This is a genomic window from Gordonia terrae (genome assembly GCF_001698225.1).
GTDB lineage: Bacteria > Actinomycetota > Actinomycetes > Mycobacteriales > Mycobacteriaceae > Gordonia > Gordonia terrae.
Genome location: NZ_CP016594.1, coordinates 1,558,467 through 1,573,240, shown reverse-complemented (window position 1 = coordinate 1,573,240; position 14,774 = coordinate 1,558,467). Strand labels below are relative to the sequence as shown.

Genomic DNA, 14,774 nt, shown 5'->3' with positions numbered 1-14,774 from the left:
CCATGTATCAATGTGACAAACAACGTATCCTTGTATCATTGTTACCACCGGGTGGTCCAGGACACATGTGTTTCGCGATTTTTGCGATCATGGAAGCCCAGGCGGTCATCATGAGACGAAGGGGGTGACCAGGTGACCACGCAGCCGACCGGCGCCTCACTGTCGAGTTCACTACTCCAGCGCGCGTTTCTCGAGTCCTCGACACCGTCCGAGGGAGCGGCCGACCCGACCGCCGAGCGCCTCCTCGACGCGGCCTTCGAACTGTTCTGCCGACTGGGCGTCCAACGCACGCCGATGGAGAAGGTCGCCAAGAGCGCGGGTGTCACGCGGGTGACCCTGTATCGGAAGTTCGCCACCAAGGACGCACTCGTCGACCAGGTGGTGCTGCGCGAGTTCCGCCGGTACTTCGACCGCTTCCGCGCGGAGATACCCCGTGCCGAAACCGTCGCCGACCGTGTCGTGTTCGGCTTCGTCGGTTCACTCCGCGCCATCTCCGGCAATCCGCTGATCGGCGAGATCAGCGACGCCGAACCGAGCATGCTCATCGAATCGATGATCGGCGGGGACGGCATGCTGCTCGCGACGGTGCAGCATTTCGTCGCCGCGCAGCTGCGTCGAGAACAAGTGGCGGGCAACATCTCCGATCAGCTGGACGTCGATCTCGTGGCCGAGATGATGGTCCGCGTGTCGGCGTCGTTCCTCACCGTGCCCAGTCGTGTCGTCGACATCACCGACGACGAGCAGCTCGCCACCGTCGCGCGTCAGTTCCTCGTACCGATGCTCAATCCCACGCGGTAACGGCCCGAACCTGTAAAGATCAGAGCGCTCACCACATCTGAGGAGACTGACGATGCGCTCTTGGTCTGTGATCATCATCCTGGCCATCTCCCAGTTCGTCATGGTGCTCGACAGCACCGTGATGAACGTGTCGATCTCAGTGGTGGCCGACGACCTGGGGACCTCGATCACCGGCATGCAGGCCGCGATCACCTGCTACGCGCTCACGATGGCCGCGTTCATGTTGACCGGCGGCAAGCTGGGCGACTTGATGGGCCGCGCACGAGCTTTCAAGATCGGTGCGGTCATCTACGGCATCGGGTCATTGACCACGGCGCTGAGTCCCAACCTGACCGTCCTGTTGATCGGGTGGTCGCTCGTCGAGGGACTTGGCGCGGTTCTGGTGATCCCCGCGATCGCATCGCTGGCCGCCATCAACTACACCGGCAAGGCGCGTGTCACCGCATTCTCGATCCTGGGCGCGGTCACCGGGCTGGCCGCGGCCATCGGCCCGCTCCTCGGTGGCGTGATGACCACCTACCTGTCGTGGCGCTACGTGTTCGTCGCCGAGACGGTGGTGATGGTGGCGGTCCTGTTCGCGGCCAAGCTGATCCGCGACGTCCCCCGGGACGCGAACGTGCGCATCGACCCGCTGAGTGTCGTGGCCTCCGCCGGCGGTCTGGCGTTGATCGTCTACGGCGTCCTCCAGTCGAAGACCTGGGGGTGGCTGAAACCGCAGCACCCGCCGGAGATCGGCGGGGACGCGATCGCCCCGCTCGGGGTCTCGCCGGTCGCCTACCTGCTGCTCCTCGGAGTCGTCGTACTCTGGCTGTTCGTCCTACGGCAACGTACTCTCGCCGACTCCGGCCGACAGCCGCTGCTACGGGTCGAGTTGTTCCGGATCGCCCCTCTGCGTAGCGGACTCGGCGGTTTCCTCGCCCAGTACTTCGCGATCGCGGCCCTGTTCTTCGTGGTCCCGGTGTACCTGCAGACGATGCTCGGGCGCGACGCACTGCAGACCGGGGTGAAGATCCTGCCGCTCTCGGTCGGTCTCATCTTGTTCTCGATCCTCGGATCCTGGCTCACCGCACGACGTTCCGCGCGGTTCATCGCCCGGGGCGGGCAGATCACGATGGCGCTGGGGACACTCCTCGTCATCGCGTCGGTGGGAACCGACCTGCGCAGCGCCGTGTTCGCGGCGGGAATGTTCGTGGTGGGCGCGGGATTCGGACTGCTCGCCTCGCAGCTGGGTAACGTCAACATGTCCGCGGTCGAGGAGAAGGACACCTCCGAGGTCGGCGGTCTCCAGGGCACGTTCCAGAACCTGGGGTCGTCATTCGGCACCGCGGTGGCAGGTTCGGTCTTTCTCCTCATGCTCTCGTCGGGCTTCGTGTCGGCGGTCAACGACACCGAGAACCTCCCCGCGGCGGATCAGCAGCAGATCGTCAGCACGGTCGACGCCGCGGGCGTACCGATCATCTCCGCCGACGAGGCCCGCACCCTCGTTCTCGATGCGGGCGGCTCGTCGGAGTCCGCACAGGCGGTGTCCGAGGCTTACGCGGACTCGCAGATCGCGGCGCTGCAGCAGGCACTGTTCGTCGTGTTCGGTCTCCTCGTCCTGGCGTTGCTGTTCTCGCGACACCTGCCGAACCGGATACCCGAGCCCGCCGACCGGGAGGCGGCCTGAACCGGCGGTCAGCCGGTGGCGCCGACCTTCTTGCCGATGGTCACCTCGGTGTGGCGCACGGCCTGGGCCGCGAACGGGCCGATGATCTTGCCGAGGAGTTTGCCTGCCATCCCGCCCGGGAGGGTGTAGGAGAATTCGACGTCCAGGTCTGTTCCCGATCCACCGTCCGCGTCGGCGAATCGCCACCTGGTGTTCGCCCCGAACCCTTCGATCGCCTCCAGTGCGATCAGTTCGTTCTCGACGTATTCGGTGCACTTGACGATCGACTTCAGCGCCTTGGGACCGACATCGATGGTCACCGCGAAGGTCGCGCCCAGTCCGCTCGTCTGCTCGGTGGTGGGTTCGAAACGAGTCACCCCGAACATGTACTCGCTGACGTTCTGATACCCGTCGACGTACTCGAACACCCGCTCACGCGGCCCGTCGATCCGCGCCTGATGCCGTACCACTCCCACGATTCTCCCCGTTCGTCTCGTTCGGCCGACCGTGCCGGTGCGGCCCTACCGCCTCGACCCTATGCGCTCCCCCGACTCACCTGAACCACCCGACCCGGTTCTCCTCGCGGACGGCCGATCGCCAGTACGCTTGGTCGATGACGCCCCGTCGCGGAGTCCCTGTCATCGTGCGCGCGCTGTCCGCGGCGTTGGCCACCGCCCTGATCGCGACCGCGTGCGGCACGGATTCGGCCCCGCCGGAAGCGAATCCGATCACCTGCGCCGAGATCCCCAACGGAGAGATGATCGACGCCCGGTCGGTGTCCGCCGCACCGACCGACATCGCCACCAGACCGGAAGTGGCCTCGGGGTTCCGAACCGGGATGAGGCCCGTCGTCACCACGACATATGCGGCGGCAACGGCGAATCCGCTCGCCACCCGCGCCGCCTGTGAGGTCCTGCGTGACGGCGGCACGGCCGCCGATGCCCTGGTCGCCGCGCAGCTGGTTCTCGGCCTCGTCGAACCACAGTCGTCCGGCATCGGTGGTGGCGCCTTCGCCCTCTACTACGACGCGGCGTCGAAGAGTGTTCGGGCCTTCGACGGGCGCGAGACGGCCCCGGCCGCCGCCACGGAGTCCTACCTGACCCGGATCAGCCCGGACGATCCCGCGCCGCCCGTGCCGAGCGCCCGCGCCTCAGGCCGGTCCATCGGGGTGCCGGGCGTGATGCGGATGCTGGAGACGGTCCACGGCGAGTTCGGCGGGCACGCCTGGCGTGACCTGTTCGAACCCGCAGTGCGCTTGGCAGACAACGGCTTCGACATCAGCCCGCGGCTCGCGACCGCGATCGCCGCGTCCGCGGCCGAACTCGCCGTCGACGAGGATGCGCGCGCGTACTTCCTCGCCGCCGACGGCTCCCCCAAGGCGGCCGGCACCAGGCTCGTCAACCCGGCCTACGCGAAAACGCTCGGCGCGCTGGCCGCCGACGGCGCCGGCGCCCTGTACGACGGGCCGCTCGCCGACGCCATCGTCGCCGAGGCCGGGTCCACCGCGGGCGGCATGACGCCGAGTCTGATGACGGTGCAGGATCTCCGCGGGTATCGCGCACTCGTCCGGGACCCGGTCGTGACGACGTATCGCGGACGCCAGATCGTGGCCATGCCCGGGCCGTCGTCGGGCGGGATCGCCGTGGCGTCGGCACTGGGCATCCTCGAGAACTTCGACCTCCCGTCGATGCCCCCGACCGACGTCGACGCCGATGGCGGACGCCCCGACCCGGCCGCCGTGCATCTCGTCACCGAGGCCGAGCGGCTCGCCTACGCCGATCGCGACAAGTACGTGGCCGACCCCGATTTCGTCCCCCTCCCCGGACGAGGGGTGGCGACCATCCTCGACCCGGCCTATCTCCGATCGCGCGCGGCACTCATCAAGCCCGACTCATCGCTCGGCGAGGCCCCGGCGGGCGACCTCGGGCCGGTGCCCCTGGGGTCGTATGCCGGTTCCGAACACGGGACCAGCCACATCACCGTCACCGACCGCTACGGGAACGTCGCCTCCATGACGACGACGATCGAATCCGCGTTCGGGAGCTACCACATGGTCGACGGCTTCCTGCTCAACAATCAGCTGACCGACTTCTCCGCGGAGCCCCGCGACGACGACGGCACGCTGCTCGCCAACCGGGTGTCGCCCGGCAAACGGCCACGGTCGTCGATGGCTCCCACCCTCGTCCTGCAACCGGGCGCCGACGGCGCTCCCGCCGAGGTGGTCGCAGCCCTCGGCTCACCCGGCGGGTCGGTGATCATCCAGTTCGTGATCAAGACGATCGTCGGGATGCTGGACTGGGGACTCGACCCACAGCAGGCCGTGTCGATGATCGACTTCGGCTCGGCCAACACTCCGACCTCGAACGTCGGCGGTGAACACCCCCTGGTCGACACCACCGACGACGGCGCCGGAGATCCCCTGGTCCGAGGCCTGCGGGAGCGCGGCGCCGAGGTGTCGATCGAGGAGCAGTCGAGCGGTCTCAGCGCGTTGCTCCGGCAGGACGGCGGTTGGATCGGCGGCGCCGATCCGCGTCGCGAAGGTGCCGTGATGGGCGACGACGCGACCCTGCGCTGACCCGTCCTGGCCTCGTTCCGGGTTCGACACTGCCTCAACCGGTTCCGGGGCAAGTAGTTTTCCTCGGCGTCACACGGGGGCAATCGAGCGCATACACCCAGCTCATAGCGTCGAGTCGCTCGCATCTGCGACAACGACGTGGCGACGTCGTCGTGCGACCCCCGCGCACGTGGGGGCCGAGATCATCCAGGAGTAACCATGAGTGGCAGCATGTCCCGCCGACAGGCGATCGAGGCCGTGACAACCTACGACTGCTCGGCACCGGGGTTCACCGAACCGCTGGCAGACACGTTCGGGCGCAATGTGTTCAGCCTGTCGGTGATGAAGAAGCGGCTGCCGAAGCACGTCTTCAAGGCGGTGGCCGCGACCGTCGACACCGGTTGTGCGCTCGACCCCACCCTGGCCGACTACGTCGCGGTGGCGATGAAGGACTGGGCCATCGAGAGGGGCGCCACCCACTACGCCCACGTGTTCTATCCGCTGACCGGATTCACCGCCGAGAAACACGATTCGTTCCTCGAACCCGATTCCACCGGTGCATCTCTCGCCGAGTTCGCGGGCAAGACGCTGATGCAGGGCGAGCCCGACGCGTCGAGCTTCCCCAACGGCGGCCTGCGCGGGACCTTCGAGGCCCGCGGTTACACGGGCTGGGATGTCACCAGTCCCGCGTACCTCCTGGAGAACCCGAACGGCAACACGCTCTGCATCCCGACGATCTTCATCTCGTGGACCGGTGAGGCCCTCGACAAGAAGACCCCGCTGCTGCGCAGCCAGCAGGCGATGAGCAAGCAGGCGATGCGGCTGCTCCGGTTGTTCGGTCACGACAACGTCGACACCGTCGTCTCGTACGCGGGCGCCGAACAGGAGTATTTCCTGATCGACGAGCACTTCTTCTATGCCCGACCGGATCTCATGACCTGCAACCGGACCCTGTTCGGCGCACCGCCGTCGAAGGGTCAGGAGTTCGACGACCACTACTTCGGCGCCATCCCCGAGCGCGTGTTGTCCTTCATGATCGAGCTCGACCGCGAGCTGTTCAAGCAGGGGATCCCGGCGAAGACGCGACACAACGAGGTCGCGCCCGGCCAGTTCGAGATCGCGCCGGTCTTCGAACGGTCGGTTCTCGCCCACGACCACCAGCAACTGATGATGACCACGATGAAGGCCGTCGCCGAGAAGTACGGCATGAAGTGTCTGCTGCACGAGAAGCCGTTCTCCGGCGTCAACGGCTCGGGCAAGCACGTGAACTTCTCGCTCGGCAACTCCACCCAGGGCAATCTGCTGAACCCGGGCGACACCCCGCACGAGAACATGCAGTTCCTGACCTTCTGCGGCGCGATCATCCGCGCGGTCCACCTCTACGGCGGACTGTTGCGTGCCGCGGTCGCGTCCGCCTCGAACGACCATCGACTGGGGGCCAACGAGGCTCCGCCGGCGATCATCTCGATCTTCCTGGGCGAACAGCTGATGGATGTGTTCGAGCAGATCGCCAAGGGCGGTGCGACCGGCTCCAAGGCCGCGGGCGTCATCGAACTCGGCGTCGACACCCTCCCGCCGCTGACGGCCGATCCGGGAGATCGCAACCGCACGAGTCCGTTCGCGTTCACCGGCAACCGATTCGAGTACCGCGCACCGGGTTCCAACCAGTCGATCTCGGATCCGATGGTCGCCATCAACACCATCCTCGCCGACTCGATCGATGTGATCGCCGCCGACCTCGAGAAGCTCCTCGCCGACGGGCTCGATCTCGCGGACGCCGTTCAGAAGGTGTTGCAGGAGATCGTCAATTCGCACGGGGCGGTCATCTTCAACGGCAACGGTTACTCCGACGAATGGCAGGAGGAGGCGGCCGCCCGCGGCCTCAAGAACCTGCGGACGACGGTCGACGCGGTGACGGAGTACACCTCGCCGGAGGTCATCGAGATCTTCGAGAAGTACGGCGTGCTGTCGGCCCGCGAACTCGAGGCCCGGGAAGACGTCATCTTCGAGTACTACGCGCTGACCCTCCTCGTGGAAGCCAAGGAGACCGCGGAGATCGCCAAGACGATGATCATGCCGGCCGCGATCCGTTACCAGGGTGAACTCGCGGGCACCGCGGCGTCGCTCAAGATGGCCGGGATCGACGCTCCCACACCGCTGCTCGAGGAGCTGACCGGCCTGATCGGCGCGCTGCACGAGGGGTTGGCGACGCTGGATGCCGGCATCGCCGGGATGCACGGCGAGTCCACACTCGACGAGTCGACGTACGCGCTGGAGACCCTCATCCCGGCCATGGCCACGGTTCGCGAGGTTGCCGACACCCTCGAATCCATCGTCGCCGACGACCTCTGGCCCCTGCCGACCTACAACGAGATGCTCACGATCCTCTAGGCGCGCAACCGACCGGGTGTGGATATCTACCCTCCCGTAAGGGTACAGTTGCCGCGTCCGTAGGGTCGGCCCCGGTCGCCATCGTCGCCGACGATCCGGCGAGGTGTGTGAGTCACTGCGCGACATCCGTTCTGATCGCTCGCGAAGATGGAGACGCCGTGACCGCCGAGGTGCTGACCCCTGCCCGCCGACAGTCGGTACTGGCGACCCTGCGGTCCCCACGACGGCTGCGTACCGAGGTCCTCGCCGGTCTCGTCGTCGCACTCGCACTCATCCCCGAGGCGATCTCGTTCTCGATCATCGCCGGGGTCGACCCGCGGGTGGGTCTCTTCGCCTCGTTCACGATGGCGGTGACGATCGCGATCGTCGGGGGCCGTCCGGCGATGATCTCGGCGGCCACCGGCGCCGTGGCGCTCGTGGTGGCGCCCCTGGTCGCCAGTCACGGCTTGGACCATCTGATTGCGGCGGTGCTCCTGGCCGGTGTCATCCAGATCGTCCTCGGTGCCCTGGGGGTCGCGCGACTCATGCGCTTCATCCCGCGCAGCGTGATGGTCGGGTTCGTCAACGCGCTGGCGATCCTGATCTTCACCGCCCAACTGCCGCACCTGCTGGGCGTTCCGTGGCTGGTCTATCCCCTCGTCGCAGCGGGACTCGCGATCATCGTCGGTCTCCCCCGGCTCACCTCGGCGATCCCGTCACCGCTCGTGGCGATCGTGCTGCTCACCGCGGTCACCCTGGCGGTCGGCTTCGCCGTCCCCGACGTCGGCGACGAGGGCGAACTACCCGACAGCCTCCCCACGTTGTTCTTCCCCGACGTCCCGCTGACGTGGGACACGATCTCGGTCATCGCGCCGTACGCGTTCACCATGGCACTCGTCGGCCTGCTCGAGTCGCTGATGACCGCCAAGTTCGTCGACGACCTCACCGACACCCATTCCGACAAGACGCGTGAGGCCACCGGGCAGGGCATCGCCAACATCGTGACCGGCCTCTTCGGCGGGATGGGCGGGTGCGCGATGATCGGCCAGACCATGATCAACGTCAAGGAGTCCCGGGCGCGCACCCGGATCTCGACGTTCCTGGCCGGACTGTTCCTACTCATCCTGGTCGTCGGGCTGGGCGACATCGTCGCCCTGATCCCCATGGCGGCTCTCGTCGCGGTCATGATCATGGTGTCGGTGGGCACTCTGGACTGGCACAGCGTCAACCCGAAGACGTTGCGGCGCATGCCCAAGAGCGAGACCGCGGTGATGGTCGCGACCGTCGTCGTCACCGTGGCGACCCACAATCTGGCCTACGGCGTGATCGTGGGTGTCCTCACGGCGATGGTGCTGTTCGCGCGCCGGGTCGCACACGTCACCGAGGTGGTCGAGGTCGCCGACCCCGAACCCGGAACCCGGGTCTATGCGGTGCGGGGCGAACTGTTTTTCGCCTCCAGCAACGACCTCGTCTACCAGTTCGACTACGCCGGCGACCCGGACGACGTCGTGATCGACATGAGCGAGGCGCACATCTGGGACGCGTCGACGGTCGCTACCCTCGATGCGATCACCACCAAGTACGCAGCCAAGGGCAAGACCGCCACCATCGTCGGCCTCGACGGCCACAGCGCCGAGCGCCATCGGCGTCTCAGTGGCCGGCTCGGCGGCGAAGGCTGACCGGGTAGAGAGGGCGGGTCGTGACCGACGGAGGGACCGAGACCACCGGCCATCTGCAGATCGGCGCGGTGGCGACGGAAACCGGGTTGTCCATCAAGACCATCCGCCACTACGACGAGGTCGGCCTGGTCGTGCCGTCCGCGCGTTCGGCCGGGGGGTTCCGGTTGTACACACGTGCCGACATCGATCGGCTGTTCGTGATCCGGCGGATGAAACCACTCGGGTTCACGCTCGATGACATGCGTGAACTCCTGCACGCCGAGAGCGTTCTCGACGACAGCGACGCGGCACCGGAGGACCGGCGAGCGGCACTCGACGCGATCGCGGAGTTCCGGCAGCGCGCCCGACTTGCATGCGAGAAACTGGAGCGGCAGGTGCACTATGCGCACGAACTCACCGCCCAGCTGTCGGATCGACTGACCGATCTGGCGTGACCCGGCAGGGCGACGCGAGCCCTACCCCAACGGCCACCGGGTGCCGGTGCGATTCTCGGCCTTGCTCCACAGACTGCCGGCCAGTTCGTAATCGCACGCGATGCGGGCGCGGCCCGACAGCACCGGCCGGCCGCGCAGTCCCCACAGTCCGTCGACCCCCACATAGCTGCCCGGCGGGATGGGTTCGGTCAGACAGTGCAGCGTGGGTGCCGCCCCGGCGGTGAGATCGTTGCCGAGCACTCCAGCCAGACCCTGGGCCGCCCGGTGCAGGACTCCCAGGCCCGGCTTGTTCGAGATGTTCGACGCGGCCCAGCCCGGGTCCGTGAGCATCGAGGTCACCGGTGACCCGACCGCGCGCAATCGCCGGTCGAGTTCGAGGCCCCACAGCATCACCGCCAGCTTGGACGCGGCGTAGGCCCGGGGTGCCGACCACCGGGTGTGTCGGTGGTCGAGATCGGCGGGGTCGATGCGGGCGTGGCGGTGCCCCTCGGAACCCACCGACACGACCTGCCGTCGGATACGCGGCAGCAGGAGGTTCGTCAGGGCGAACGGGCCGAGGAAGTTCGTGCCGATGCCCAGTTCGAACCCGTCCGGCGTCGTCCTGCGCTGGTGCGGAAACATCCCGACGTTGTTGACGAGTACATCGACCGGACCGTCGAGTTCGGCGACGAAGGCCCGCACCGAGGCGAGGTCGGCGAGATCGAGTCGGAGCACCTCGCACTCGCCGCCGAACTCCCGTGCGCGTCGTGCGCCGAGTTCGGTGTCGCGGACGGCCAACACCACCCGCACTCCGGCCCGGGCGAGCGCCGCGGCGGTGGCCATCCCGATGCCGTTCGTCGCACCGGTGACGACCACCCGCCGGCCGGCGAGGTCGGACAGGGACTTCGACGAGGACGGCATGGGCGCCACGGTACCCATCGGATCTCCCGGGCGGGTGACACTCGGACTCGCTGTGCCGCCCTCACCGGACACGTAGCGACAGCGCCACGACGAGACGCGTCGCCGGATCGTCGAGGTCCATCCCGGTGAGGGCCTGGATCCGACGTAGGCGATAGCGCAACGTGTTCGGGTGGACATGCAGTGCCGCGGCCGCCCCACGGACGTCACCGAAGTGATCGAGGTAGGCGCGCAGTGACGCGGTGAAGGCACTGCCGCTGCGGGCGTCGAGATCGACGAGGCCGGTGACCCGGTCGTCGACGAGATCAGGGTTCTCCGAGAGCAATCCGATGATCTCGCCGAGCAACACACCGGTGCGGGATCGCTCGACCGTGGTGACATCGTCGATCAGGTCGGCTTCCCGGCCGGCCGCATCGAGCACGCGGTCGATCGAGTGGCGCAGCTCGGTTGCGGTGGAGATGCTGTCGGGACCGGCGACCACGGCGCGGGCCGGCACCGCGAACTGCCGGTCGGCCGCGCCGACGGCGACCCGGGCCCATGTGACGGCGTCGTCGAGCGCGACCCCCGGCAGCACGGCGTAGGCGCGGTCGCCGATGGTGACCGTCACCGAGAGTGGACTGAATGCGCTGGCGTGCAACATCAGTGCCGAGACCTGTCCCCCGCGGATGCCGTCGGGGGTGGCGAACCCGGCGATCGTCACGGTCGCCGACGGCGCGATGCCGAGCTGGGCGGCGAGACGATCGGTGTCGACTGGTTCGCCGCCCACACCGAGGAGCCGCCGCACCCGCTCATCGTGGTCGGAGCCGGCGGAGCGGCGCCGCGAGATGATCCGTGCCGCAACGGCTGCGGCTCCGACGAGCACCTCGTCGGTGTCGCGGGCCGGCGGACGAGATCCCTCCTGCAGCCAGACGACCCCCAGCAGGACGTCGCCGGAGCCGCTCGGTCGGGCGGTGGGTGCCGGCCGGATCGCCACCGCGCGTCTCGGCTGCAACCCCAGATCGGCACGCGCGTCGACGGTCACGACCCCGGACGACTGCCGTACCGCGTCCATCACGCCCCACTCCCGCAACCAGGCGAGCATCTCGGGCGGACCCTCCCGGCCCAGGATCGACAGCCGGCGCAACTCATCGGCCTCGTCACCGGCCGAGCTGTAGGCCAGGACGTGCGCATGCTCGTCCTCGATGCTCACCAGGCCTCCGGTCCGCCGGGCGACCTCGGCTGCGAGCTGGAACAGGTCGCCGGTGCTCCCGGACTCCATGGACTCGCCGTCCCCGGCCGGATGGGATCGAGCGTCGAGCACCCGGGTGACGAGGTTGTAGATCCGTTCCCAGCGGGCGTGCGGGTCGATGGCGATGACCGCGATCCCCAGCCGCTCGGTTAGACCGATCAACGCCGGTGTCGAGCTCTTGGTCAGCACGGCCACCGGGCGATGCGCACCGAGGTCACCGAGCCATTCGACACCGATCTCGTCGCCGAGTCCGACGAGAAGGAAGAGATCGGCCGATCGCGCCGCACGCCCGAGCCCGTAGTGGAGATCGTCGGTGTCGACCATCGCCAGCGTCGACACCGGGGCGTCGAGCCCGCGCGGGGACGAGACCAAGGTCGCGACGGTCTGATCCAGGGCCAGGACCAGCCGTCCCAGAGCGATGCCCGCGGTCTTGTCCATACGGACAAGGCTACGACGGATATGTTTGCCGATCGGCCATATCGCGGCGCCGGGAGGGACGGTGGACTGGACTCATGGATGCCATCACCACTCCCCCTCGACCGTCCAATGAACCCGTACACGGCTATGCCCCCGGTTCGCCGGAGCGCGCGCGCATCGTCGACGAGTTGGCGCGGCAGTCCCACGCCGGTCGGCGCGAGTTCCCCCACATCATCGGCGGCCATCTGAGCCTCGGTGCCGGCGATGAGATCGACGTCGTCCAGCCCCACGCACACCGCGAGGTCCTGGGCTTCATCACCAACGCCACCCACGACGACGCCCGTGCCGCCGTCGACGCCGCTCGCGCCGCCGCCGACGACTGGGCGCACACGAGCTTCGACGACCGGGCGGCCGTCATCCTGCGCGCCGCCGAACTGCTGGCCGGGCCGTGGCGCGAACGGATCGCGGCCGCAACGATGCTTGGTCAGTCGAAGTCGGTGCAGCAGGCCGAGATCGACGCACCGTGCGAGCTCGTCGACTTCTGGCGGTTCAACGTGGCCTTCGCCCGCGAGATCCTCGCCGAACAACCGGAGTCGTCACCGGGGGTGTGGAATCGGCTCGACCATCGTCCGCTGGACGGCTTCGTCTACGCCGTGACCCCGTTCAACTTCACCGCGATCGCCGCGAACCTACCCACGGCTCCGGTGCTCATGGGCAACACCGTCGTCTGGAAGCCCTCACCCACCCAGGCGTATTCGGCCCAGTTGATCATGGCCCTTCTCGACGCCGCCGGCTTGCCGCCCGGTGTGATCAACCTCGTCCACGGCGACGGCGTGGCCGTCTCGGATGTCGTACTCGCCGACCAGGATCTGGCCGGCATCCATTTCACCGGGTCGACACGCACGTTCCGGCATCTCTGGCGCGAGGTCGGCGCCAACATCGAGCGATACCGGAACTATCCCCGCCTCGTCGGCGAGACCGGTGGCAAGGACTTCATCGTCGCGCATTCCTCGGCCGAGCCGCACGCGCTGCGAACGGCATTGTCGCGCGGGGCCTTCGAGTACCAGGGACAGAAGTGCTCGGCGGCGTCACGCGCCTACATCCCGCGGTCGGTGTGGGATCGGATGGGCGACGAGTTCCTCGGCGAGGCCGCCGAACTCACCTATGGCGACGTTCGAGATCTGACGAATTTCGGTGGCGCGGTGATCGATCGGCGCGCGTTCGACAAGCAGGTGGCGGCGATCGACCGCGCGAAGTCGTCGGCTTCGCTCACCGTCGCGGTCGGCGGCGACTGCGACGACTCCGAGGGTTTCTTCGTACGGCCCACCGTCCTGTTGTCCGACGATCCGACCGACGAGGCGTTCGCCACCGAGTACTTCGGTCCGATCCTCGCCGTTCACGTCTACGACGACGCGGAGTACGAGAACATACTCGGACTGGTGGATTCGACGGCGACCTACGCACTGACCGGGTCCATCATGGCCACCGATGTCGCGGCCGTCACACTGGCGTCCGACCGATTGCGCAACGCCGCGGGCAACTTCTACGTCAACGACAAACCGACCGGTGCGGTCGTCGGACAGCAGCCCTTCGGCGGGGGCCGGGCGTCGGGGACCAACGACAAGGCCGGATCGAAGCAGAACCTGATGCGCTGGACGTCGACCCGCACGATCAAGGAGACCTTCAGCCCGCCCACCACGACGACCTACCCGCACATGGCCATCGACTGGACGGGGATCTGATGGGCACCGTCTTCGACACCGTGCTGCGTCCGGCGATCGTCGCGGTGTCGCGTAGCGAACGCGTCAAGGATGTGTCCGAGCGGTGGCCGGTGACCGAGAGAGTGGTGCGCCGGTTCGTGCCGGGCGAATCACTCGCCGACGCCATGACCGCCGTCGGAGCCGAACTCAATGACGGACTCGCCGTCACGGTCGACCACCTGGGTGAGGACACCGTCGACGAATCCCGGGCCGACGCCACGGTGAGCGCCTATCTCGAACTCCTCGAGGCACTGTCGATGTTCCGGTCGGCACCTGCCGGGTCGGTCGAGGTGTCGGTGAAGCTCACCGCACTCGGCCTGAGCCTGCCGGAGCACGGCGCGAAGATCGCCGAGGAGAACGCGCGGACGATCGTCGACGCCGCAGATGGCCGGGGCGTCCTGGTCACCGTGGACGCCGAGAGTCACACCACCGTCGACCGGCGACTGGCGATCGTGCGCTCGTTGCGCGACGACTTCCCGGACACCGGAACCGTGCTGCAGGCCGGCCTGCGCCGGACCGAGGACGACTGCGCCGAGTTCGCGGCGTCGGGAGCTCGAATCCGCCTGTGCAAGGGCGCCTATGCCGAACCGGCCGCAGTCGCCTTCACCGAGCGCCGGCAGGTCGACGACAACTATCTCCGCTGCCTCCGGACGCTGATGAAGGGGCGCGGATACCCGATGGTCGCCTCCCACGACCCCACGATGATCGACGCCGCCACCATCCTCGCCGACGAGTTCGGACGGGCCCCGGGCACCTGGGAACACCAGATGCTCTACGGCATTCGCGTCGACGAGCAGCGTCGTCTGGCCGACGCCGGCGCCCGGGTCCGCGTGTACATCCCCTATGGCGCACAGTGGTACGGCTACCTCGTCCGCCGTCTCGCCGAGCGGCCGGCCAATCTCGGCTTCTTCCTGCGCGCGCTGGCCGGGTGACCCGACCTATGGACCCGCAACACCCCGAACTCCCCGGCAGCGGCGACCCGAACATGGGGT

Annotated in this window: 11 protein-coding genes; 8 read left to right on the top strand and 3 right to left on the bottom strand. The window is 68.0% G+C overall.

Translation table 11 applies throughout. The annotated features are described in order from the left end of the window. The first annotated feature begins 132 nt into the window (after positions 1 to 132). A complete protein-coding gene (locus BCM27_RS07155; RefSeq protein WP_004020124.1) occupies positions 133 to 798 on the top strand; it encodes a TetR/AcrR family transcriptional regulator in 666 nt (221 codons plus the stop codon). 52 nt (positions 799 to 850) lie between these two features. Next, entirely contained in the window at positions 851 to 2,464 is a 1,614-nt protein-coding gene (locus tag BCM27_RS07150) for an MFS transporter (protein WP_004020125.1), read from the top strand. 8 nt (positions 2,465 to 2,472) lie between these two features. Here the strand turns inward: BCM27_RS07150 and BCM27_RS07145 are convergent, their stop codons facing one another. Then, entirely contained in the window at positions 2,473 to 2,919 is a 447-nt protein-coding gene (locus BCM27_RS07145) for an SRPBCC family protein (RefSeq protein ID WP_004020126.1), read from the bottom strand. A gap of 137 nt (positions 2,920 to 3,056) precedes the next feature. Between BCM27_RS07145 and BCM27_RS07140 the strand changes: the two genes are divergently transcribed. The 4 genes from BCM27_RS07140 to BCM27_RS07125 all read left to right on the top strand — a co-directional run bounded on the left by BCM27_RS07140 (position 3,057) and on the right by BCM27_RS07125 (position 9,480). Further along, positions 3,057 to 5,018, top strand: a complete 1,962-nt coding sequence (locus BCM27_RS07140; RefSeq protein WP_033203700.1) for a gamma-glutamyltransferase family protein — start codon at positions 3,057 to 3,059, stop codon at positions 5,016 to 5,018. 198 nt (positions 5,019 to 5,216) lie between these two features. After that, positions 5,217 to 7,388, top strand: coding sequence for a glutamine synthetase III family protein (locus BCM27_RS07135; protein WP_004020129.1), 2,172 nt, complete (start codon positions 5,217 to 5,219; stop codon positions 7,386 to 7,388). A 158-nt stretch (positions 7,389 to 7,546) separates the two neighbouring features. Beyond that, positions 7,547 to 9,046 (top strand): SulP family inorganic anion transporter, encoded by a 1,500-nt coding sequence (locus BCM27_RS07130; RefSeq protein WP_004020130.1) that lies wholly within the window; start codon positions 7,547 to 7,549, stop codon positions 9,044 to 9,046. A 20-nt stretch (positions 9,047 to 9,066) separates the two neighbouring features. After that, positions 9,067 to 9,480, top strand: coding sequence for a MerR family transcriptional regulator (locus tag BCM27_RS07125; RefSeq protein WP_004020131.1), 414 nt, complete (start codon positions 9,067 to 9,069; stop codon positions 9,478 to 9,480). Between the two features lie 21 nt (positions 9,481 to 9,501). Here the strand turns inward: BCM27_RS07125 and BCM27_RS07120 are convergent, their stop codons facing one another. Together BCM27_RS07120 and BCM27_RS07115 are read right to left on the bottom strand one after the other, a co-directional pair. Next, on the bottom strand, positions 9,502 to 10,398 hold the full coding sequence (locus BCM27_RS07120; protein ID WP_033203854.1) for an SDR family NAD(P)-dependent oxidoreductase: 897 nt from the start codon (positions 10,396 to 10,398) through the stop codon (positions 9,502 to 9,504). Between the two features lie 43 nt (positions 10,399 to 10,441). Continuing rightward, a complete protein-coding gene (locus BCM27_RS07115) occupies positions 10,442 to 12,043 on the bottom strand; it encodes a PucR family transcriptional regulator (protein WP_004020133.1) in 1,602 nt (533 codons plus the stop codon). A gap of 74 nt (positions 12,044 to 12,117) precedes the next feature. On the opposite strand from BCM27_RS07115, the gene pruA reads away from it, so the two are divergent. Together pruA and BCM27_RS07105 are read left to right on the top strand one after the other, a co-directional pair. Then, positions 12,118 to 13,764: an L-glutamate gamma-semialdehyde dehydrogenase gene (pruA, locus tag BCM27_RS07110; protein ID WP_033203706.1), complete on the top strand. Its 1,647-nt coding sequence runs from the start codon at positions 12,118 to 12,120 to the stop codon at positions 13,762 to 13,764. After that, positions 13,764 to 14,714, top strand: a complete 951-nt coding sequence (locus BCM27_RS07105) for a proline dehydrogenase family protein (protein ID WP_004020135.1) — start codon at positions 13,764 to 13,766, stop codon at positions 14,712 to 14,714. The genes pruA and BCM27_RS07105 overlap by 1 nt, the downstream gene beginning before the upstream one ends. The last annotated feature ends 60 nt before the right edge of the window (positions 14,715 to 14,774 follow it).

Bases quoted from the DNA above. Each gene is read 5' to 3' on its own strand.
- BCM27_RS07150 (WP_004020125.1), top strand. From the start codon at position 851: ATGCGCTCTTGGTCTGTGATCATCATCCTGGCCATCTCCCAGTTCGTC.
- BCM27_RS07140 (WP_033203700.1), top strand. From the start codon at position 3,057: ATGACGCCCCGTCGCGGAGTCCCTGTCATCGTGCGCGCGCTGTCCGCG.
- BCM27_RS07135 (WP_004020129.1), top strand. From the start codon at position 5,217: ATGAGTGGCAGCATGTCCCGCCGACAGGCGATCGAGGCCGTGACAACC.
- BCM27_RS07120 (WP_033203854.1), bottom strand. From the start codon at position 10,398: ATGGGTACCGTGGCGCCCATGCCGTCCTCGTCGAAGTCCCTGTCCGAC.
- BCM27_RS07115 (WP_004020133.1), bottom strand. From the start codon at position 12,043: ATGGACAAGACCGCGGGCATCGCTCTGGGACGGCTGGTCCTGGCCCTG.
- pruA (WP_033203706.1), top strand. From the start codon at position 12,118: ATGGATGCCATCACCACTCCCCCTCGACCGTCCAATGAACCCGTACAC.
- BCM27_RS07105 (WP_004020135.1), top strand. From the start codon at position 13,764: ATGGGCACCGTCTTCGACACCGTGCTGCGTCCGGCGATCGTCGCGGTG.